Source organism: Streptomyces sp. NPDC037288 (genome assembly GCF_055603265.1).
The window spans coordinates 206493-227268 of sequence record NZ_JBVJVY010000002.1 but is presented as its reverse complement, the minus strand read 5'-3'; the positions used below and the strand labels follow the sequence as shown (position 1 = coordinate 227268).

At 72.7% G+C, this 20776-nt stretch carries 19 protein-coding genes; 2 read left to right on the top strand and 17 right to left on the bottom strand.

Annotated features, from left to right (window positions below; genetic code table 11):
* Positions 1-269: 269 nt before the first annotated feature.
* The 7 genes from ACZ7GZ_RS03385 to ACZ7GZ_RS03355 form a co-directional block, all read right to left on the bottom strand.
* Positions 270-3155, bottom strand: coding sequence for an SNF2-related protein (locus ACZ7GZ_RS03385; protein WP_471020569.1), 2886 nt, complete (start codon positions 3153-3155; stop codon positions 270-272).
* Between the two features lie 97 nt (positions 3156-3252).
* Positions 3253-3834: a sugar kinase gene (locus ACZ7GZ_RS03380; protein WP_471020567.1), complete on the bottom strand. Its 582-nt coding sequence runs from the start codon at positions 3832-3834 to the stop codon at positions 3253-3255.
* Positions 3831-4976 (bottom strand): ROK family glucokinase, encoded by a 1146-nt coding sequence (locus tag ACZ7GZ_RS03375; RefSeq protein WP_471020565.1) that lies wholly within the window; start codon positions 4974-4976, stop codon positions 3831-3833. The genes ACZ7GZ_RS03380 and ACZ7GZ_RS03375 overlap by 4 nt, the downstream gene beginning before the upstream one ends.
* Before the next feature lie 117 nt (positions 4977-5093).
* A complete protein-coding gene (locus ACZ7GZ_RS03370) occupies positions 5094-5864 on the bottom strand; it encodes an ATP-binding cassette domain-containing protein (protein WP_471020563.1) in 771 nt (256 codons plus the stop codon).
* Positions 5861-6913 carry an ABC transporter permease gene (locus ACZ7GZ_RS03365; protein WP_471020561.1) on the bottom strand — a complete coding sequence of 351 codons (1053 nt, stop codon included), beginning with the start codon at positions 6911-6913 and terminating at the stop codon, positions 5861-5863. The genes ACZ7GZ_RS03370 and ACZ7GZ_RS03365 overlap by 4 nt, the downstream gene beginning before the upstream one ends.
* Complete coding sequence (locus tag ACZ7GZ_RS03360) at positions 6910-7914, bottom strand: sugar ABC transporter substrate-binding protein (protein WP_471020559.1); 1005 nt, start codon at positions 7912-7914, stop codon at positions 6910-6912. The genes ACZ7GZ_RS03365 and ACZ7GZ_RS03360 overlap by 4 nt, the downstream gene beginning before the upstream one ends.
* A gap of 170 nt (positions 7915-8084) precedes the next feature.
* Positions 8085-8822, bottom strand: a complete 738-nt coding sequence (locus ACZ7GZ_RS03355) for a GntR family transcriptional regulator (protein WP_471020777.1) — start codon at positions 8820-8822, stop codon at positions 8085-8087.
* Positions 8823-8952: 130 nt separating this feature from the next.
* On the opposite strand from ACZ7GZ_RS03355, the gene ACZ7GZ_RS03350 reads away from it, so the two are divergent.
* Positions 8953-9969, top strand: coding sequence for a Gfo/Idh/MocA family protein (locus ACZ7GZ_RS03350; RefSeq protein ID WP_471020557.1), 1017 nt, complete (start codon positions 8953-8955; stop codon positions 9967-9969).
* 216 nt (positions 9970-10185) lie between these two features.
* Here ACZ7GZ_RS03350 and ACZ7GZ_RS03345 read toward each other — a convergent pair whose 3' ends face one another.
* From ACZ7GZ_RS03345 to allB, 9 genes are all read right to left on the bottom strand, one after another.
* The gene (locus ACZ7GZ_RS03345) at positions 10186-11370 is read right to left on the bottom strand and encodes a cytochrome P450 family protein (protein WP_471020555.1); all 1185 of its coding nucleotides are present in this window, start codon (positions 11368-11370) and stop codon (positions 10186-10188) included.
* A 71-nt stretch (positions 11371-11441) separates the two neighbouring features.
* A complete protein-coding gene (locus ACZ7GZ_RS03340; protein ID WP_471020553.1) occupies positions 11442-12113 on the bottom strand; it encodes a response regulator transcription factor in 672 nt (223 codons plus the stop codon).
* A 62-nt stretch (positions 12114-12175) separates the two neighbouring features.
* Positions 12176-13447 carry a sensor histidine kinase gene (locus tag ACZ7GZ_RS03335; protein ID WP_471020551.1) on the bottom strand — a complete coding sequence of 424 codons (1272 nt, stop codon included), beginning with the start codon at positions 13445-13447 and terminating at the stop codon, positions 12176-12178.
* 258 nt (positions 13448-13705) lie between these two features.
* On the bottom strand, positions 13706-14119 hold the full coding sequence (locus ACZ7GZ_RS03330) for a ribonuclease domain-containing protein (RefSeq protein WP_471020549.1): 414 nt from the start codon (positions 14117-14119) through the stop codon (positions 13706-13708).
* Between the two features lie 85 nt (positions 14120-14204).
* The gene (locus ACZ7GZ_RS03325; RefSeq protein ID WP_471020547.1) at positions 14205-15113 is read right to left on the bottom strand and encodes a DMT family transporter; all 909 of its coding nucleotides are present in this window, start codon (positions 15111-15113) and stop codon (positions 14205-14207) included.
* 91 nt (positions 15114-15204) lie between these two features.
* Entirely contained in the window at positions 15205-15831 is a 627-nt protein-coding gene (locus ACZ7GZ_RS03320) for a dihydrofolate reductase family protein (protein ID WP_471020545.1), read from the bottom strand.
* A gap of 74 nt (positions 15832-15905) precedes the next feature.
* A complete protein-coding gene (locus ACZ7GZ_RS03315) occupies positions 15906-16721 on the bottom strand; it encodes an AIM24 family protein (protein ID WP_471020543.1) in 816 nt (271 codons plus the stop codon).
* Between the two features lie 123 nt (positions 16722-16844).
* Positions 16845-17960 carry an allantoicase gene (alc, locus tag ACZ7GZ_RS03310; RefSeq protein ID WP_471020541.1) on the bottom strand — a complete coding sequence of 372 codons (1116 nt, stop codon included), beginning with the start codon at positions 17958-17960 and terminating at the stop codon, positions 16845-16847.
* Positions 17961-18012: 52 nt separating this feature from the next.
* Entirely contained in the window at positions 18013-19353 is a 1341-nt protein-coding gene (allB, locus tag ACZ7GZ_RS03305) for an allantoinase AllB (protein ID WP_471020540.1), read from the bottom strand.
* 273 nt (positions 19354-19626) lie between these two features.
* Here allB and ACZ7GZ_RS03300 point away from each other — a divergent pair, with 273 nt between their 5' ends.
* Positions 19627-20421, top strand: coding sequence for an IclR family transcriptional regulator (locus ACZ7GZ_RS03300; RefSeq protein ID WP_471020539.1), 795 nt, complete (start codon positions 19627-19629; stop codon positions 20419-20421).
* Between the two features lie 25 nt (positions 20422-20446).
* Here the strand turns inward: ACZ7GZ_RS03300 and ACZ7GZ_RS03295 are convergent, their stop codons facing one another.
* Entirely contained in the window at positions 20447-20761 is a 315-nt protein-coding gene (locus ACZ7GZ_RS03295; protein WP_471020538.1) for a DUF5955 family protein, read from the bottom strand.
* Between the last annotated feature and the right edge of the window lie 15 nt (positions 20762-20776).

Genomic DNA, 20776 nt, shown 5'->3' with positions numbered 1-20776 from the left:
ACGGGGCCCAAGCCGGCCCGAATCCTCCGAGGTGCTCGGCCCGGCATGACCCGACCCCTCCGAGGCGCCCGGACCGAGCCGGCCCGTGCGCTCGAACGCACCCGGGCCGGCCTGACCCGGCTCCTCAGTCACGCCCGGCCCGTCCTGAACCGCCGCCGGCGACGCACCCGGTGCCGCCTCGGCCCGCTCCGCGCGCTCGGCCTCGGCCCGTTCCCGTGCTGCCCGCAGGGCGTGGCGGGCGGCGTCGCCGGGGCGGGGGGTGGGGGCTGTCATGCGGTCCTCCGCAGGCGGACGAGGTCGGACAGCTCGCGGTCGGTCAGTTCGGTGAGGGCCGCCTCGCCGGAGCCGAGGATGGCGTCGGCCAGGGCACGCTTGGCGGCGAGCATCTCGGCGATGCGGTCCTCGACCGTACCCTCGGTGACCAGGCGGTGGACCTGGACGGGCTGCGTCTGGCCGATGCGGTACGCGCGGTCGGTGGCCTGTTCCTCGACGGCCGGGTTCCACCAGCGGTCGAAGTGGACGACATGGCCCGCACGGGTGAGGTTCAGGCCGGTGCCCGCCGCCTTCAGCGACAGCACGAGGACCGGGGTCTCGCCGTTCTGGAAGCGGTCGACCATGCGCTCGCGCTCCGGGACCGGGGTGCCGCCGTGCAGGAGGTCGACGGGGATCGCGCGGGCCGACAGGTGGGCGGTGATGAGCCGGGCCATGCCGACGTACTGGGTGAAGACGAGCGCCGAGCCGTCCTCGGCGAGCAGGGTGTCCAACAGCTCGTCCAGCAGGGCGAGTTTTCCGGAGCGGGCGGCCGGCCGGCCGGGGTGTACCTCCTCCTTCAGGTAGAGCGCCGGGTGGTCGCAGATCTGCTTCAGCGCGCCCAGCAGCTTCAGGACCAGGCCCCGGCGCGCGATGCCCTCGGCCGTCTCGATGGCCTGCATGGACTCGCGCACCACCGCCTCGTACAGCGCGGCCTGCTCGCGGGTGAGCGGCACCGGGTGGTCCGTCTCGGTCTTGGGCGGCAGTTCGGGGACGATACCGGGGTCGGACTTCTTGCGGCGCAGGAGGAACGGCCGTACCAGGCGGGCCAGGCGCTGGACCGCTTCCTCGTCCTCGCCGTTCTCCACCGCTCGCGCGTGCCGGGCGCGGAAGGACTTCAGGGGGCCGAGGAGCCCCGGGGTGGTCCAGTCGAGCAGGGCCCACAGTTCGGAGAGGTTGTTCTCCACCGGGGTGCCGGTCAGCGCCACGCGCGTGGGGGACGGGATGGTGCGCAGGGCCTTGGCGGTCGCGGAGTACGGGTTCTTCACATGCTGGGCCTCGTCGGCGACGACCATGCCCCAGGGCTGTTCGGCCAGGCGGGCCGCGGTGGAGCGCATGGTGCCGTACGTGGTGAGGACGAAGCCGCCGGCCAGGCCGTCCAGGGTGCGATCGGGGCCGTGGAAGCGGCGGACGGGCACGCCGGGCGCGAACCGGGTGATCTCCCGCTGCCAGTTGCCGAGCAGGGAGGCCGGGCAGACCACGAGGGTCGGTTCGGGGCGGGCGCGCTTGAGGTGCAGGGCGATGAGGGTGACGGTCTTGCCGAGGCCCATGTCGTCGGCGAGGCAGCCGCCCAGGCCGAGGGAGGTCATGAGGTCCAGCCAGGCCAGACCGCGCAGTTGGTAGTCGCGGAGGGTGGCGGCGAGACCCGGGGGCGGGTCGGCGGGGCGCAGGCCCGCGGTGAGCCGGTCGCGGAGGGCGGCCAGCGCACCGACCGGGACGGCGTCGACGGTCTCGCCGTCGACGTCGGCGGTGCCGGTGAGCGCGACGGACAGCGCGTCGACCGGGTCGAGCAGACCCAGTTCGCGCTTGCGGGCCTTGCGGACGAGGGCCGGGTCGACCAGCACCCAGCGGTCCCGCAGCCGTACGACCGGACGGTGGGTCTCGGCGAGGGCGTCCATCTCGGCCTCGCTGAGCGGGTCACCGCCGAGGGCCAGCTGCCAGCGGAACCGGAGCAGGTCCTCGCTCTCAAAGAAGCCGGTGCCGTCGGTCGCCGAGCCGGGCGCCGGGCGGATCACGGCGGCGGCCGTGAGGTCGCGGGCGAGGTCCCGCGGCCAGTGCACGGCGACTCCGGCGGCGGCCAGCCGGGTGGCCGCCACACCGAGCAGTTCGCCGAGCTCGTCCTCCGACAGGGCGAGGACGTCGGGCACGTCCTGTTCGGCGAGCCGGTCCAGGGGCGGCCACACGCGTGCCGCGCGCCGCACGGCGAGGGCGGCGTCCACCCGCGCGCGGGGCCCGAACGCCGTGCCGGCCTCCCCCGCCCACAGCGCCGCCGCGTCGGCCACCAGGGTGGGATCGGCGAGGCTGTGCACCTGCACGACGGCGGCGCCGGCGTTCCTCGGGCCGGTCGCCCGCGGGGCGCCCTCGGCCGGTGTCGCGGCACGCGCGCCGTCGCTCGCGCCGGCGTCGAAGACGTCGTACGCCGACAGGTCCAGGCGGAGCGAGATCCGCACGCCCGCGTCCATGCCGGCGGCGACCTCGGCCGCCCACTCGTGGGCCTGCGGCAGCGCCACCGGCTCCCGGGCGGCGAAGGGCCGGCCGCAGGTGAACGGGGCGGCCGGGGTGCGGGGCAGGGTGTCGGCGACCGCGTCCAGGAAGTGGCGGACCAGGGCCTCCGGCTCGGGCAGCCGCAACGGGCCGGGGTCCGGGAGGGGCACCGCGTGGCCCTCGGGGGGAAGGGCCGCGGCGATCGCGCGGACGTGGGCGATGTCGTCGGGTTCCAGCGGGCCGGCCCGCCAGGCGTCGTGCCCCTCCCGGGTCAGGCCGGGCAGCAGGCGGCCGCGCGCGACCAGCCGCAGCGCGTGCAGGGCGGCGGCGCCCCAGCAGGCCGTGGCCGGATGCGCGGCCGGGTCGTGGCGGGCCCGGACCAGCAGCGGCAGGGCCTCGGTGAGCGGCACGGTCAGCGCGGGCACCTGCCGGCGGCGCACGCCGGGACCATGGCGTCGTACGACCGTGAGTTCGGCGGTGTCGCCCTCGACGGAGCCGCCGTCGGGGTCCCAGAAGGCGATGCGGCCCTCGCGCGGAAGGGGCGCGGGCAGGTAGACGGAGGCGAGGCGCACCGGGACCGGGTTTCCGGCCGGGCCGAAACCTCCCGTGCGCTCGGCCACCTCGGCCGTGCCACCGCTCATACGTCCTGCCACCTCCCGCCCGTGTGCCGGATCAGACGTCTTCGACTCTACGGGCGGGGTCTGACAACCGGCCCCGGCGACCGGCCGGGGCCGGTGCTCACGGCACCGTGCGCGAGACGACGTAGACGATCGGGTTCTTCGGGTCGGACAGGTTCACGACCACGTCCTGGGTCGGCGCCGGGTTCTTCTGCCCGTGGGTCAGTCCCCACCAGGGGCCGGGTCCGGTGAACTGCCAGCCGCTGACCTTCCGGTCGCGCGTACCGATGGCGATGTCGCCCTTCTTCAGCCGGTCCCGGCGGGTGCCCATCGTCTGCAGGAAGCTGTCCAGGCCGGCGGTGTTGGTGCGGAACTGCGCGTAGAGCCGGCTGGTCTTCCAGTTGTTCGTCTCGTAGGAGGCGATCTGGTCGGCCGGGTGCGGGACGGGCACCTGGTAGAGGCGGATCTGCACCTTCGACGGCCAGCCCGGGGTCAGGCCGGTCGCCGAGTACTTCGCCTCCTTGTCCTTGCCGCTGTCGCGGCTCAGGTTGGCGGAGATCACCAGGTAGCGCGCGGGCACGCCGATCAGCAGACCGATGATCAGCAGGGTGAGCGCGCGGCGCCTGGCCTTGTGCCGGGGGGTCTCGGCGCGACGGTGCGGCTGGTCCGGCGCGGCGGCCTGACGGGGCAGCGACGCGCTCATGCGGTGTCCCGGTCGCGGCGAGCCTGGGCGTACCGCTCGTAGCGCTCGTACCGCTCCACCCGGCGGCGCTTGGCCCGGCGGAACCGGCGGGCGACCAGCCGGGCCAGGTCCGCGGCGCCGACCATGCCGGCCTCCGGGCCGAGCTGCGCGCGGGTGATGCGGGCCTCGGGGCGGTAGCCGCGACCGGTGAGGTGGCGCTTGAAGGCGTCCCGGGCCGGGCCGATGAGCAGGTCGTCGGCGGCCGAGACGCCGCCGCCGATGACGAAGCAGGACGGGTCGAGGGCGGCGGCGAGGTTGGCGATGCCGACGCCGAGCCACTGGCCGATGTCCTGGAGCAGCTCGATGCACATGGCGTCGCCCTCGCGGGCCAGCTCGGTGATCATCGGGCCGGTGATGTCGTCGATGTTGCCCTTGACGTGCTCGATGATCCCGTAGGCCACCGGCGAGTCGGCCGCCGCCAGCTCCTTGGCCTCGCGGACCAGCGCGTTGCCGGAGCTGTACTGCTCCCAGCAGCCGCGGTTGCCGCACGGGCAGCGGTGCCCCCCGGGGACGACCTGCATATGGCCGAACTCACCGGCGACGCCGAACTTGCCCCGCTTGACCTGGCCGTCCTCCAGGATGGCGCCGCCGATACCGGTACCGAGTGTGATCATGACGAGGTGGTCCTCGCCGCGCCCGGCGCCGAAGCGCCACTCGGCCCAGGCGGCGGTGTTGGCGTCGTTGTCCACGAGGACCGGCACGGAGAGGCGACCGCTCAGGCGGTCGCGCAGCGGTTCGTTGCGCCACGACAGGTGGGGGGCGAACAGCACGCGGTTGCGGTCGGCGTCGACCCATCCGGCGGCGCCGATGCCGACCGCGTGCACGTCGTGCCGGTCGGACAGGTCCAGGACCAGTTCGGCGATGGTGTCCTCGACGACCTTGGGGCTCTTGGACTTGTCCGGGGTCTCCGTGCGGAGCTTCTCCAGGATGTTGCCGTCGGCGTCCACGACGCCCGCCATGACCTTGGTGCCGCCGATGTCGATGCCGACAGTGGGGACCCGGGGGGCGGTCAGATGTGACCGGCGTTCCCTGGTGCCCACTGTTCGCAGGACGGGAGCTCGGCGGGAGCCGATGGGGGCGGTGAGGTCGCGGTAGGTGCTCATCGGGCTCGATTGTGCCGCACCCTCACCCCCGGTGCTGCGCGGGGCGGGGCGAGGGGAGGCGCGGTCGCCGCCGGGCGCGGCCTGCGCGGTGGCTGCCCGCGCCGTTCCCCGTGCCCCTCAACCACGGCGCAGTTCATGGCGTAGAGCGTCCAGGTCGGACCCTCCCGCCATCTGCTGGGTCAGCTCGTCCAGCGTGATCTCGCCCCGTGTGTAATTGCCCACCGTCGTGCCTCGCCGCAGCAGAACGAAGCGGTCGCCCACCAGGTACGCATGGTGCGGGTTATGGGTGATGAGAACGACACCCAGGCCCTCGTCCCGTGCCGCCGCCACATATTTCAGCACCACACCGGACTGCTTCACCCCCAGGGCGGCCGTCGGCTCGTCCAGGACCAGGACCTTCGCGCCGAAGTGGACCGCGCGGGCGATCGCCACGCACTGGCGTTCGCCGCCGGAGAGGGTGCCGATGGGCTGGTCGACGTCGCGGAGGTCGATGCCCATGCGCAGCAGTGCCTCGCGGGTGGTGCGGCGCATGAGGTCGGTGTCCAGGCGCTTGAAGGGGCCGGCGCCCTTGCGGGGCTCCGAGCCCAGGAAGAAGTTGCGCCAGACCGGCATCAGCGGGACGACGGCCAGGTCCTGGTAGACCGTGGCGATGCCGCGGTCCAGGGCCTCGCGCGGGGAGGTGAGGTGGGTCTCCTCGCCCTCGATGCGCAGGGTGCCGCCGTCGTGGCGGTGCAGGCCCGCGATCATCTTGATCAGGGTCGACTTGCCCGCCCCGTTGTCGCCCAGGACGCAGGTGATCTCGCCCGCGTGGACCTCCAGGCAGACGCCTTCCAGGGCGCGGACGGTGCCGTAGCGCTTGCTGACGCCGGTCAGCTCCACGAGTGTCACTCGGTCACCTCCGCGCGCTTGCGGACCCAGACGTTGAGCAGGGTCGCGAGGAGCAGCATCGCCCCGAGGAAGAACTTGAACCAGTCGGGGTTCCACTCGGCGAAGACGATGCCCTTGCTGGTCATGCCGAACAGGAGTGCGCCCACGGCGGAGCCGATCGCGCTGCCGTAGCCGCCGGTGATCAGGCAGCCGCCGATGACGGCCGCGATGATGTAGATCAGTTCGTTGCCGACGCCCTCGCCGGACTGGACGGCGTCGAAGGAGAAGAGCAGGTGCTGGCCGGAGATCCAGGCGCCGAGGGCCACGCCCATGTAGAGGGCGGTCTTGGTCCTGGCGACGGGGACGCCGACGGCGCGGGCCGCGTCCTGGTTGCCGCCGACGGCGAAGATCCAGTTGCCGGCGCGGGTACGCAGCAGGATCCAGGAGGCGAGGGCGACCAGGCCCAGCCACCACAGGATGGTGACCTTGAAGTCGATGCCGCCGACGGTGAGGGTCGAGGCGAAGACGGCGTGGGCGCTCGCGAAGCCCTCCATGTCGGCGATGGTCTTGGTGGAGACCGTGCCGTCGATCAGCTTGGTGAAGCCGAGGTTCATGCCGGTCAGCATCAGGAAGGTGCCGAGCGTGACGATGAAACTGGGCAGCCCGGTGCGGGTGAGCATGAAGCCGTTGAAGGCGCCGATCGCGAGGGTGACCAGCAGGGACACACCCACCCCGACCCAGGTGTTCGCCGTCATCTGGTAGCTGAACATCGACGAGATCAGCGCGGACGACGTCACCAGGACGCCTGCCGACAGGTCGAACTCGCCGCCGATCATCAGCAGGGCCACGGGTACGGCCATGATGCCGATGGTCGAGGAGGCGTACAGGACCGTGCTGAGGCTGGCGGCGCGCAGGAAGCCGTCGGCGGCGAAGGCGAAGACGACGAAGACGGCGAGCGCGCCGACGACCGAGCCCAGTTCCGGGCGGGCGAGCAGCTTCCGCACCGGCGAGGTCTGCAGAATCCTTTCGTCAGCCGTCACGTCCGCGGCTTCTTCCGTGGTCGCGGTCATCGGGTGCCCCGCTCGGTGTACCGCGCCAGCGCGGAGGCCTGGTCCCTGGTGATGATCTGCGGGCCGGTCAGGACCGGCTTGCCACCGCCGAGGACGTCGCCGTTGTACTTGTAGGCCCACAGCAGGTCGACCGCCTCGTAGCCCTGGAGGTACGGCTGCTGGTCCACGGCGAAGCCGAGGGTGCCGCCCTTCAGCGAGGCCGCGACCTTGGCGTTGAGGTCGAAGGTGTCGATCTCGGCCTTGCTGCCGGCGTCCGCCCTGGCCTTCACGGCGGTGTCCGCGTAGGGCGCGCCGAGGGTGACGACGGCGTCGAGGGACGGGTCGGCCTGCAGCTTGGCCTCGATGGCGGACTGGACGTCGGGCATGTCGGTGCCGTTGACGTAGAGCTTGCGCAGCGTGCCGCGGAAGGTCTTGGCGATGCCGTCGCAGCGCTGTTCGTGGCCGACGTTGCCCTGCTCGTGCAGCACGCACAGGGCCTTCTTCTTGCCGCGCCTGTTCAGTTCGTCGCCGACGGCCTCGCCGGCGATCGTCTCGTCCTGGCCGATGTGGGTGAGGGCACCGAAGGCCTTGGACTCGGCGGAGCCGGAGTTCACCGTGATGACCGGGATGCCGGCCTTCTCGGCGCGGGCCACGGCGGCCTTCATGGCCTCCGGCTTGGCGAGGGTGACGATGATCCCGTCGACCTTCTTGTCGACCGCCGCGTCCACCAGCTGCGCCTGCTGCTGGGCCTCGTCGTCGTGCGAGTACAGGAAGTTGATGTTGTCCTTGACGGCGGCCTGCTTGGCGCCGCTCTGCACGATGTCCCAGAAGGTGTCGCCGTCTCCCGAGTGGGTGATCATCGCGAAGGTCCAGCGCGGGGTGTTCACCGCCGCCCTCCCCTGGGCCGCGGCGGCCTTGCGGGCGTCCTCGGCCCGCTTGCCTCCGGTGCTGCTGCACGCCCCCAGGGACAGCGAAAGTGTCCCTGTCAGCGCGATGACCGCCCAGGTCCGAAACCGTGCCACGAGGCAGTGCCCCTTCTTGCTGTGTTCTTGCTCCGACGGACGAGAGGGACCGCCGATCGCCTCGGCAGCCCCAAACGCTCCAGTATCGAACACAGGTAACACTCGTGACGCGGCAGGGAGTACCCACTCCGTCCGATTGTCCGGACATTGCGACGAGCCGCTGAGTGCCGTCAGGGCCGGACGAGCAGCTGGAACTCGAAGGAGTAGCGCGCCGGACGGTAGGTGTGGTCGCCGAACTCGACCGCCCGGCCGGTGTCGTCGTAGGTGGTGCGCTGCATGGTGAGCAGCGGGGCGCCCTCGGCCTCGCCGAGCCGCTCGGCCTCGGCCGCCGTGGCCCCGCGGGCGCCGATGGACTGGCGGGCGCTGTGCAGGGTGATCCCCGCGGAGCGCATCAGCCGGTACAGGCCGGTGGCCTCCAGCTGGCCGGTGTCCAGGTCGAGCAGGCCGGGCGGGAGGTGGTTGACCAGGTACGCCATCGGCTCGCCGTGCGCGAGGCGCAGCCGCTCGATGCGGTGCACGTCGCTGCCCTCGGGGATGCCGAGTGCGGCGGCGACGGTGGCGGAGGCCGGCAGGACGGTGTTGACCAGCACCTTGGTCGCGGGGCGCTGGCCGGCCGCCTCCAGGTCGTCGTAGAGGCTGCTCAGCTCCAGCGGGCGCTTGACCTGGCTGTGCACCACCTGCGTACCGACGCCGCGGCGGCGCACGAGGAGTCCCTTGTCGACGAGGGACTGGATGGCCTGGCGGACGGTCGGCCGGGACAGGCCGAGCCGTGCGGCCAGCTCGATCTCGTTGCCCAGCAGGCTGCCCGGGGTGAGGCTGCCGTGCTCGATGGCGGCCTCCAGCTGCTGGGAGAGCTGGAAGTACAACGGCACCGGGGAGCTACGGTCCACACGGAGGTCGAGCGACACGGTCGGGTCCACATCTGGTTTCGGCACGGACTCGAGCGTAGCCCGGTGATCGGTTGACGGGAAGTCGTGTAGTCCGATTGTCCGGACATACACATTGACAGGATGCGGGGTCGGCCCTCACTTTGTTTCCATGCGCATCGGGGTCATCGGTACGGGCCGCATCGGCACCCTTCACGCGAGAGCGCTCAGCCGCCACCGCGAGGTCGGTTCGCTGATCCTGACGGACGCGGATCCGGTGCGGGCGCAGACGCTGGCGCACCGGCTGGGCGAGACGGCGGCGCCGGGCGTGGACGAGATCTTCAGGTGGGGCGTGGACGCGGTGGTGATCACCACGGCGACGCCGGCCCATGCCGAACTGATCGGCCGGGCGGCCCGATCGGGGCTGCCGGTCTTCTGCGAGAAGCCGATCGCGCTCGACCTGCCGGGCACGCTGCAGGCGCTCGCCGAGGTGGAGACGGCCGAAACGGTCCTGCAGATGGGGTTCCAGCGGCGCTTCGACGCGGGATACGCCGGTGCCCGCGAGGCCGTGCGCTCGGGACGGCTCGGCCGGCTGCACACCGTGCGCGCGATGACCTGTGACCAGTCCCCTCCCCCGCCCGAGTGGCTGCCGCTGTCCGGCGGGCTGTTCCGGGACACGCTGATCCACGACTTCGACGTGCTGCGGTGGGTGACGGGCCGTGAGGTGGCCGAGGTGTACGCCACCGGCTCCGACGGCGGTCTCCCGCTGTTCCGCGAGGCCGGTGACGTCGGTACGGGCGCGGTGCTGCTCACGCTGGACGACGGCACGCTCGCCACGGCGACGGCGACCCGGCTGAACGGCGCGGGCTACGACGTGCGCATGGAGCTGGCCGGGGAGCGGGACACGGTCGTGGTGGGCCTGGACGACCGTACGCCGCTCGCGTCCACCGAGCCGACCGGGCCGCCGCCCGCGGACAAGCCGTGGACGGGGTTCCTGGAACGGTTCGGGCCCGCCTACGAGGCGGAACTGAACGCCTTCGTGGACGTGATCCGCGGCGAGTGCGCCAATCCGTGCGACGGCCACGAGGCCCTGCAGGCCCTGCGGGTCGCCGAGGCCTGCGAGGTCTCCCGGCGGGAGCGGCGCCCGGTGCCCCTGGCCGAGATCCCGGACCGGGTACGGGCGTCGTAGCGGGAGCCGGGACGGCTGCGGGTCCGGCGGAGCGTCGGCGCCGTCGGCCCAGAGCCGGCCGGGGCTTGGGTCGCTCACCGGTACCGGCCGGGCGCCGCAGCGCCCACCCGTGCCGCCCCGGCGGCACGACTGCCCGCAGCCGTGCAGCGCCGCCGGGGCGGGGCGGGCGCCGGCCGGGCCGGCCACAGCCGGGGCAGGACGTCGGCCCCCGGGAAGCTACCAGCGCACCGGCAGGCTGCGTACGCCTCTCATCAGCAGGCCCGGGAGCCATTCGCCCGGGTCACCGTCCAGGGCGAGGCCGGGGGCGCGGCGCAGGAGGGTGCCGATGGCCGTGCGGCCCTCCAGACGGGCCAGAGGTGCGCCCAGGCAGTAGTGGATGCCGTGGCCGAAGGCGAGATGGCCGCGGGTGTCGCGACGGATGTCGAACCGGTGCGGGTCGTCGTAGCGCTCGCCGTCGCGCTGGGCGGCGGTGAGGCTGATCACCACATGGGCGCCCCGCTCGATGGCCGTACCGGCGATCTCCAGGGGCTCGGCGGCGAACCGGTAGGTGGCGCTGTGCACCGGGCCCTCGTAGCGCAGCATCTCCTCGACGGCGCCGTCCAGGAGGCTCATGTCGGCGCGCAGGGCGGCGAGTTGACCGGGGTGGGTCAGCAGGGCGTGGACGCCGTTGCCGATGAGGTTGACGGTGGTCTCGTGGCCGGCGATCAGCAGCAGGAAGGCCATGCCGCGCAGTTCCTGCGCGGAGAGCCGGTCGCCGTCCTCGGCGGTGGTGCGGATCAGATCGCTGAGCAGGTCGTCGGCGGAGCCGGAGCTGCGCTTGTCCTCGATCAGGTCGGTGAGGTACGCGCCGAGGCTGACGACCGCGTCGTATGCCGTCTGCTCGTTGGTCGGTGCGACCACCTCCGTGGACGTCTTGCGGAACTCCTCGCGGTCCATGTCCGGGACGCCGAGGAGTTCGCAGATGACGGTGATGGGCAGCGGGTAGGCGAGGGAGGCGATGAGGTCGGCGCGGCCGGCCGGGAGCATCTCGTCGAGCAGTTCGTCGGTGATCTGCTGGATCCGCGGGCGCAACTGCTCCACCCGGCGCATCGTGAACGCACGCGTGACCAGGCCGCGCAGGCGGGTGTGCTGGGGCGGATCGGTGGCCAGCAGATGCTTGCCGATCATCTGCTGGTCCATGACGGTCACACCGATCTTGCTGGCGTCCTTGGCCAGCCGGGTGTCGGCGAGGGCCGCCCGCGCCTCCTCGTACCCGACGACCAGCCAGGCCGCGTCCTCCCAGTCCGGCAGCCGGACGCGGTGGACGGGGCCCTGCTCACGCAGCCGGGCGTACACCGGATGCGGATCCGTGCGCAGGGCGTCCCCGAACTCCCGCAGATCGACCACGTGTTGCCTGTCCATCGCTCCCCTTCCGGACTCCCCCGAGGCTCACCGGGTCCTCCCGGTACAGGGACAACGCGCGGCGCACGGGCTTAGTGCCCGTCCTTTTCGAGGAGTCCGGCGTCGTAGGCGAGCAGCGCGATCTGCACGCGGTTGTCGAGGCCGAGTTTGGCGAGGATGCGGGAGACGTGTGTCTTGACGGTGGCCACGCTCATGAACAGTTCGGCGCCGATCCGGGCGTTGGCGAGGCCGCGGCCGACGGCGACGGCGACCTCGCGTTCGCGGTCGTTGAGGACGGCGAGCCGCGCGCGGGCACGTGCCTGGCGTGCGTCGGCGGCGCCGCCGGCCGCGTGCCGCATCAGCTGCCGGGTGACGGCGGGCGACAGGACGGGGTCGCCGGCCGCGACGCGGCGCACGGCGTCGACGATCTCGGCCGGCGGGGTGTCCTTCAGGACGAATCCGGCGGCGCCCGCGCGCAGGGCGTGCAGCACCTGCTCGTCGGCGTGGAAGGTGGTGAGCACCACGACCTGCGGGGCATCGGCCCGGGCGCGCAGCCGCTCGGTCGCGGTGAGCCCGTCCACCGACGGCATCCGCAGGTCCATGAGGACGACGTCGGGCCGGGTGCGCGCGACGAGTTCCTCGGCCTGCGCGCCGTCCGCGGCCTCCCCGACGATCTCGATGTCCCCGGCCCCGCCGATCATCAGGGACAGTCCGGCGCGTACGAGCGGGTCGTCGTCCACGAGGAGGAGTCTGATCGGTGTCATGGGCCTTACGTAATCACGGTGCGGGCGGCGCGCGGGGGCCCTGCCGGCGTACGACGGCATCGTCAGGCCGCCGGTGCGCCCTGGGCCCACGGCAGCCAGGCCCGTACCGCGAACCCCCCGTCGGCCGTGGTGCCGTGCTCCAGCCGGCCGCCGGTCAGGCTCGCGCGTTCGGTCAGGCCGATCAGGCCCTGGCCGGAGCCGGGGACCGGGGCGGGCTCGGTGGTGGGCGCCGGGTTGGTGACGGCGAGGGTGAGGCCGTCGCCGGGCGTGCCGGTGAGGGTCAGGGTGACCTCGGCGCCGGGGGCGTGTTTGCGGGCGTTGGTCAGGGCCTCCTGGGCGATGCGGTAGGCGGTGCGGCCGACGGAGGCGGGGACGGCGGCCGGGTCGGCGACGCGGTGGTCCAGGGTGACCTTCATGCCCGCCTCGCGGCACTCGGCGACGAGGGCGTCCAGAGCGGCCAGTGTCGGGCGCCGCTCGCCGGCCGTCTCCTCGGACTCGCCGGTCCGCAGCACGCCGATGATCTCCCGCAGGTCCTGCAGCGCCTCGTGGGCGCTCTCCCGGATCACTCCGGCGGCCCGGGTGATCTCCTCGCGCGGTGCGTCCGGCCGGAACTCCAGGGCACCCGCGTGCACGCTGAGCAGGGTGAGCCGGTGGGCGAGGACGTCGTGCATCTCGCGGGCGATGGCCTCCCGGGCCAGCCGCTGGGCCTGCTCGGCGCGCAGCCGTGCCTCGGTCTCCGCCCGGTGGGCCCGGTCCCTCAGGCTCAGCATCAGCATCCGCTTGGAGCGGACGAACATGCCCCAGCCGATGACCGACACGGTGAGCAGCGTGGTGAACGCGACGGTTCCGGCGTAGGGCAGGTCGGGGTCGGGCCGCAGCCAGTAGAAGAGCGGGATCAGCGCGAGGTCGACGCCGCCGATCCAGGCCACGTAGCGAAAGGGGCGGTGCACGGCGAGCGTGAACAGGGCGACCATCGCCACCCCGCCCGAGGTGTTCGACAGCAGGCCGACCGGGACCATCGCGGCGGCGAGGCCGACCGGCCACCGGCGCCGCAGCCAGATCGCCGCGCAGGCGACGGCGCCGAGCGTCTGGTCGAGGACGACGAGGGAGTGCGGCAGACCGGATTCGTCGGGCACGGACTGCGCGGCCGCCAGACCGAGCACGGCGGCCAGCAGGAAGCAGGAGAGGTCGACGACCCAGTCGCGCGCGGTGCGCCGCGGTCGCCGGCCGGAAGCGCGGGCGTCCGGGTCCAGCTCGTACACCAGGGCCGAGGGGAACAGCCAGCGGCGGCCCGCGAACCCCTGCGTCACCCGTATCGCCTCGTCCTTGCTCACGGTCGGCAAATCTACGCAGGATCGGCCGCCGGGGCCGTGCCGTACACGGGATCAGCGACCAAAGTCTCACGCCTGTGGACTTTCGGCGGCACGACCCGGGGTGGGGCGGTCGTGGGGCGGTCATGTGGCGCCACGACGCCCGCCCCGTGGCCGGTGCGTGGGGGCGTGGCCGCGGGGTGAGCGTCGTGGCCGTGGGACACGTACGGGAGCTTCCGGGACTTCCCGGTCACGCCGCTTCCCCGGACGTGACCGGTCGGCTCAGCAGCCGAAGTCGATCAGGTCGAACGTGGCGTAGTGGTCGGAGGTGTAGTAGTCCTCCTGGGACTGTTCGCCGGTGACGACGCGCCGGGCACCGCGCGTGGGGGAGCCAGGGGTGATCACCGTGTACTCGTGGTAGTAGCCGGACCGCTGGCCGGGCAGGACGCCTTCCTTGTTGGAGAAGACGGTGCCGTCCTGCGAGTACGGGAAGGGCCCGCCCTGGTCGATCAGGTTCAGGGTGTCGTGGGCCTGCGAGGGCAGGTCGCCGTAGCAGATGCTGCCGACCGACGCGGCCGCGACGGCCGTCGTGGGGGCGGCGTCCGCCGTGGTGGCGGAGACGGTGCCGCCCACGAGCAGGGCGGACAGAAGGACGGCTGCGGCGCCGGCGCGAGTGGCGCGTGGGGGGAATCTCATGCCCTCATGATGACGCGCGTAGACGTTGGCATGTCAACGACAAAGTTGAAGGTTTACCCGTCAAGTCCGATGAGTTTTCGCGAAGTTAACCTGACGCCCGGCGTCCCCACGCCGTCCCCACAAGCACCAGCGCGCCTCCCACGAGCCCCGCCGCCCCGAGCCGTTCCCCGCCGAGGGCGATACCGGCGGCGGCGGCCCACAGCGGCTCGGTGCCGAGCAGCAGACCGACCCGGGACGGGGAGGTACGGCGCACCGCCCACATCTGGACGAAGAAGGCGAACACCGTGCACAGCACCGACAGGAACAGCAGCCCCGCCCAGGCCCGCGGGCCGAAGTCCGCCGCGGCCGTCCAGGGCGCGGGGCCGCCGGAGACGGCGGACAGGACGGCGAACACGGCGACGGACGCGCCGAGCTGGACCGTGGTGAGCGGCAGCGCGTCGGCGCCCTGTACGGCCCTGATCCGCGACATGGCGAGCACGTGCAGCGTGCGGGCCAGCGCGGCGAGCAGCATCAGCAGGTCGCCGGCGCTCGGCCGGGTGAAGCCGCCGCCCTGGGTGAGCAGCAGCACGCCGAGCACGCACAGCAGCGCCGCGCCGAGGAAGCCGGGGGCGGGCCGGGTGCGGGTGGCGGCGGCCTCGGCGAGCGGGGTGAAGACCATGGTGAGGCTGATGATGAGCCCCGCGTTGGTCGCCGAGGTGTGCACCACCCCGTAGGTCTCCAGCAGGAAGATCCCGCTGAGGATCACCCCCAGCAGGACCGCGCCGCGCCACTGGGCGGCGGTCAGCGCGCGCAGGGCCCGGCGTGCGGCGACGGCCAGGACGGGCAGGGCGAGGGCGAAGCGCAGCACCAGGACGGCGAGCACCGTACGGGCGGTGGTGATGTCCTTGGCCGCGAGGTAGCTGGCGCCCCAGCAGACCGCGACCAGCAGCAGGGGCAGGTCGGTGTGCCAGGCGCGAGGGGGTGCGGCGGCACCCGGTACGGCGATCGACGACATGCGGGCGGCTCTCCCGGTCTCCGACGGGGGTGCGGAGACGTCGGCGGCTCGCGCGGGGCGCGATCACCGTACCTGCGGTGGCGATCTTCGGCTAGGCGTTTTCCGGGAGGCCGTAGGAGCCGTACCGCGGCCTGCCGGCCAGGTCGTAGGACTGGAGGGAGACACCGGCGGCGGTGACGCGTCCGGCGGTGTGCGTGAAGGCGGTCGGTACGGCGCCCTCGGCGAACAGGCGCAGGCCGGAGCCGAGCACCACCGGGAAGGTGAGCAGGTGGAGGGTGTCGACGAGTCGGAGGTCGAGCAGGGAGCGGAGCAGGGCGCCGCTGCCGTGCACCTGGAGCTCGCCGTCGGTGCGCTCCTTGAGAGCGGCGACCTCCTTGGCGAGGTCGCCGCCGATCACGGTGGTTCCGGACCAGCCGGGGTCGGTGAGGGTGGACGAGGGGACGTACTTGGGCAGGGCGTTCAGCTTGGCGGCGATCGGGTGGGCGGGGTCGGTCACCTTCGGCCAGTACGACGCGAAGATCTCGTACGTACGGCGGCCGAGCAGGAACGCGCCCGCGCGCCCGAAGACCTCGGTGACGAACCGGCCGAAGTCGTCGTCGCCGTACGTGAAGCTCCAGCCGCCGTGCCCGAAGCCGCCCCGGGTGTCCTCCTGGGGGCCGCCGGGCGCCTGGTAGACGCCGTCGAGCGTGACGAAGATCGTGGAGACGAGCTTGCCCATGGCGGGTGCCTTCTTTCCGGGTGCGGGGCCTGTGTCATCGGTTCAGACCCCGCAGACACCCGCAACTCATCGGTTCAGCCGGCGTGAGTGGAGAACAGGCCGCCCGTCGGGCCCTGCTTGTCGCCGCCCTGGGCCTTCTTCAGCGCGTTGGCGAGGCTCTCGATGGTGAGGGACTGCAGGATCACCCGGCCGTCGCCCTCCAGGGTGGCCAGGGACAGGCCCTCGCCGCCGAACACGGCGTTCATGATGCCCTGTCGGTTGAGGCCGCCGACGCGCTGGACGCCGTACTGGATGCCCTCCTCGAAGGCCACCACGCAGCCGGTGTCCACCTCGATACGGCCGCCGAAGTCCGCCGGGTTGAGGTCGATGAAGTTGCCCGCGCCGGCGATGATCACCGTGCCGTACCCGGTGAACTTCTCCAGGATGAAGCCCTCGCCGCCGCTCATGCCGGTGCGGCCGCCGGCGAAGGCGATGCCGAAGTCGACGGTGGACTCGGCGGCCACGAAGGCGTCCTTCTCGGCGAACCAGGCGCGCACGCCGTCGAGTTCCAGGGCCCGCATCTCCCCCGGGAGCACGCCGGCGAAGCCGACCGTGCCCTCGCCGCCCTGGGAGGTGAAGTACTGGAAGGCCAGGGACTCGCCCGCGAGCATGCGCTGGCCCACCTGCATGGCGGTGCCCATGGCCTGGCGCAGCAGGCCGCCCATGCCGCCGCCCCCGCCGTCCTGGCCCTGCCGACCGTTGCCGGAGGGCCCGGACAGCCGCGTTTCCATGGTTACGTTCGTCGTCTTGAAGAGGAACTTCCCGGCCTCGCAGTAGACGGTCTGGCCGGGCTGCAGGTTGACGACCGCCATCTGCATGGCGTTGCCGACGATCTCTTGCTGAAGGGTCACGTGGGGGAGAACGCGGAAGAGGCACCCGTGAGTTCCAGGAGCCGTGGGCCGGGTCCGTACGGGTGACACGCGGGGCGCCCCGGTGCTGTCCGGGCCGGGGCGCCCCGCGCGCGCAGGGGTGGGTCAGCCGCCCAGTTCCTGGTGCCGGGCGGCGAGGCCCGTCGCGCCCTGTTCGGTCAGGGAGCCGAACAGGCGCAGGCGGGAGATGCCGCCGTCGGGGAAGATGTCGATCCGCGCGTGCGTGCCGACGGCCGCCTCCGGGAGCGCGAAGCGGTGGTTGGTGTCGGGCTGCAGGCGGGTGCGCGGCAGGATCTCGGTCCACTCGCCGTCCTCGCCGTCCTTGACGGAGACGGAGGCCCAGCCGGCGCTGTTGCCCTTCAGGTAGGCCGTGTCGATCTCGATCGCGCTGATCCGCGACTGGCCGGCCAGCCCGTAGCGGATCCAGTCGTTGCCCTGGTCGCGGCGGCGGCGGGTCTCCCAGCCGTCGTCCATCTTGCGGGAGCGGCCCGGCTGGATGGTGTTGGTGGCCGGGGAGTAGAAGAGGTCGGAGGCGTCCTCGACCCGGCCGCCGTTCTCCAGGGCGACCACGTCGAAGGTGCCGAGGACGGCGAGCCAGCGCGGGTCCGGGACGACCTCGCCGTAGACCCGCAGGCGGGCGATGCCGCCGTCGGGGTGCTGGTTGACGCGCAGATGGGTGAAGCGCTGCTCGACGGTGACCTCGAAGCCGTTCGCCGCGTGGCCGCCGACGGCGGTGCGCGGGACGATCGTCGTCCACTTCACGTCGTCGCCCAGCAGCTCCTGAGGGGACGGCGTGCCGGGTACGGACGTGGCCTCGACCGAGACCGCCTGCGGGTAGTTGCCGCGGAAGTGGGCGGTGTCGACGACGATCCCGCGGATCACGCCGGGTGCGCCGAGGCGGACCAGCGCCCAGTCGTGGTCCTCGGCGGTCGGCCAGGGGTGCTCGGCGCAGGCGCCGCGCCGTCGGCGGGTCTCCCAGCCGTCCATGATCTTGCCCTTGTGCCCGAAGTGCTCGGGGTCGAACTCGGCCGGCTCGGGCACCAGGAGGTTCTCGCGCTGGGCGAAGAACTCGTCGTTGGCGGCGATGACACCGGCGCCGAGCTGCCGGTCGGCGAGGTTGGCGTACTGGGTGAAGGGGAAGTCGGCGGTGCGGTAGTCCGCGTACGGGTCGCCGCCTCCGTAGGGGTTCGCGTCGCCGGTGAAGGTGGGTGTCGCCGTCACGGTGATCAGGGGGTCCTTTCCGAAGTCGGCGGGTTGCGGGTGCGGGGTGGCTTTACTGGGGGCGGGTGAGCAGCGTGCCCTTCGGCTCGGTGAACTCGCCGCCCGCGACGATGCGTTCGCCGCGCAGCCAGGTGGACTTCACGACGCCGTACAGGGTCTTGCCGGCGTACGCGGTGACCCGGTTGCGGTGCTGCAGAGCGGCCGGGTCGACGGTGAAGGTCTCGTCCGGGGCGAGGACGGCGAAGTCGGCGTCGCGGCCGGGCGCGATCGCGCCCTTGGCGGCGTCCAGGCCGGCCAGCGCGGCCGTCCGCGTGGACATCCAGCGGACGACGTCCTCCAGGCCGTGACCGCGCCTGCGGGCCTCGGTCCATACGGCGGACAGGCTGAGCTGGAGGCCGGAGATGCCGCCCCAGGCGGTGGCGAAGTCGTCGGTCTTCAGATCGGCGGTGGAGGGCGAGTGGTCGGTGACGACACAGTCGATGGTGCCGTCGGCCAGCGCCTCCCAGAGCAGGTCCCGGTTGGCGGCCTCGCGGATGGGCGGGCAGCACTTGAACTCGCTCGCGCCGTCCGGGACTTCCTCGGCGGTGAGGGTGAGGTAGTGCGGGCAGGTCTCCACGGTGATCCGGACGCCCTCGGCGCGGGCGGCGCGGATCAGCGGCAGCGCGTCGCTGGAGGACAGGTGCAGGACGTGCACGCGCGCGTGGAGGCGGCGGGCCTGCGCGACGAGGCTCGCGATGGCCGTGTCCTCGGCGTCGCGCGGGCGGGAGGCGAGGAAGTCGGCGTACCTGGGGCCGCCGTGCTGCGGGGCGGCGGCGAGGTGGTGCGGGTCCTCGGCGTGCACGATCAGCAGGCCGCCGAAGCCGGCGATCTCGGCCAGCGACCGGGCCAGCCGGTCCTGGTCGAGGTGCGGGAACTCGTCCACGCCGGAGGGGGACAGGAACGCCTTGAAGCCGAAGACACCGGCGTCGTGCAGCGGGCGCAGGTCCTTGACGTTGTCCGGCAGGGCGCCGCCCCAGAAGCCGACGTCGATGTGCGCCTTGTCGGCGGCCACCTGCTGCTTCACGCGCAGGTTCCCGACGGTCGTGGTCGGCGGGAGGGAATTGAGCGGCATGTCGATCAGCGTGGTGATGCCGCCGGCCGCCGCCGCGCGCGTGGCGGTCCAGAAGCCCTCCCACTCGGTGCGGCCGGGGTCGTTGACGTGCACGTGGGTGTCGACGAGGCCGGGCAGCAGGACGTGGTCGCCGAGGTCCTCGAGCCGCGCGCCGGCCGGGACCTCGGTGTCGTACGGCAGGACGGCCGTGATCCGCCCGGCGGACACGGTGACCGAGGCGGCCCGCGTCCCTTCCGGGGTGATGACGCGCGTCGAGCGCAGGACCAGTTCAGCGTCGGACACCCGAACCCCTCTCTGTACCGCCGTTTTACGCCAAGGAAACGGGATCTACACCCACGTAACGGACTTCAACGTTCTGTTGAAGGAGTCTTCACTCCCGTTTCGCCGCCGTCAAGGGGCACACTTCTGGGCAGCGCCCGGCCGTCACTCACTCTGGACGTTTCCACAAAGCGGAATTAGAATTCCGACAAGCAGAACGTAGTTATGTACAAGCAGGGAGTCAACCGGCCGCCGGGTAGGCTTCTGCCCTCCTGTCAGCCCCGAAAGGAACGCGCCGTGCCGACGTCCGACGCCAGCACCACCGACTCCGCCAAACCCTCCGCCGGCGGCGGGGTCCAGTCCCTGGAGCGCGCCTTCGACCTGCTGGAGCGAATGGCGGACGCCGGCGGCGAGGTCGGCCTCAGCGAGCTGTCCGCGACCAGCGGGCTGCCACTGCCGACCATCCACCGGCTGATGCGCACACTGGTCGCCTGCGGATACGTCCGCCAGCAGCCGAACCGGCGGTACGCGCTCGGCCCGCGCCTGATCCGGCTCGGTGAGTCGTCGGCCCGGCTGCTCGGCACGTGGGCGCGGCCGTACCTCGCGCGGCTGGTCGAGGAGACCGGCGAGACCGCGAACATGGCACTGCTGGACGGCGACGAGATCGTGTACGTGGCGCAGGTGCCGTCCAAGCATTCGATGCGGATGTTCACCGAGGTGGGGCGTCGGGTGCTGCCGCACTCCACCGGGGTCGGCAAGGCGCTCCTCGCCGGGGTGCCGGACGACGAGGTGCGGGCGCTGCTGTCCCGGACCGGGATGCCGGCCGCGACCGAGAAGACCATCACCACGCCCGACGGGTTCCTGGCGGCGCTGGAGGACGTGCGGCGCACGGGGTACGCCGTCGACGACAACGAGCAGGAGATAGGGGTGCGGTGCCTGGCGGTGTCCGTGCCGGAGTCCCCGACGGCCGCGGCGATCTCGATCTCGGGACCGGCCGGGCGGGTGACGGAAGCGGCCACCGAGAAGATCGTGCCGGTGCTGCAGCAGATCGCCCTCGAGCTGTCCCAGGCACTGGCCAGTTCGGGCGCCTGACGGCAGGTGGGCTCAGCCCCCGCTTTCAGTCTCCCGGAGACTCACCGAACAGGTCCACCGCATCCCGGACCCCCCTCAGGCCCCTGGCCAGGGCACTGACCGAGCCGATCGCGCCGGCGATCAGCAACAGGGAGCCGCGCAGGCGGGGGATCTCCGGGCGGCCCCCCATGGCCATCGCCGCAAGGGCCGCCAGTTCGTCCTCGGCTATGGCGCGGTCGGGGAACTCGGAGGGGAGTGCGGCGAGTTCGCGGCGCAGCCGGGACACCGCGGTCCTCAGTTCCGCCGCTCTCGGGTCCTCGCCGCTGCCGGTCACTGGCCTCTGCCCCAAGCTCCGCAACACAGCCCTCCCCCTCAC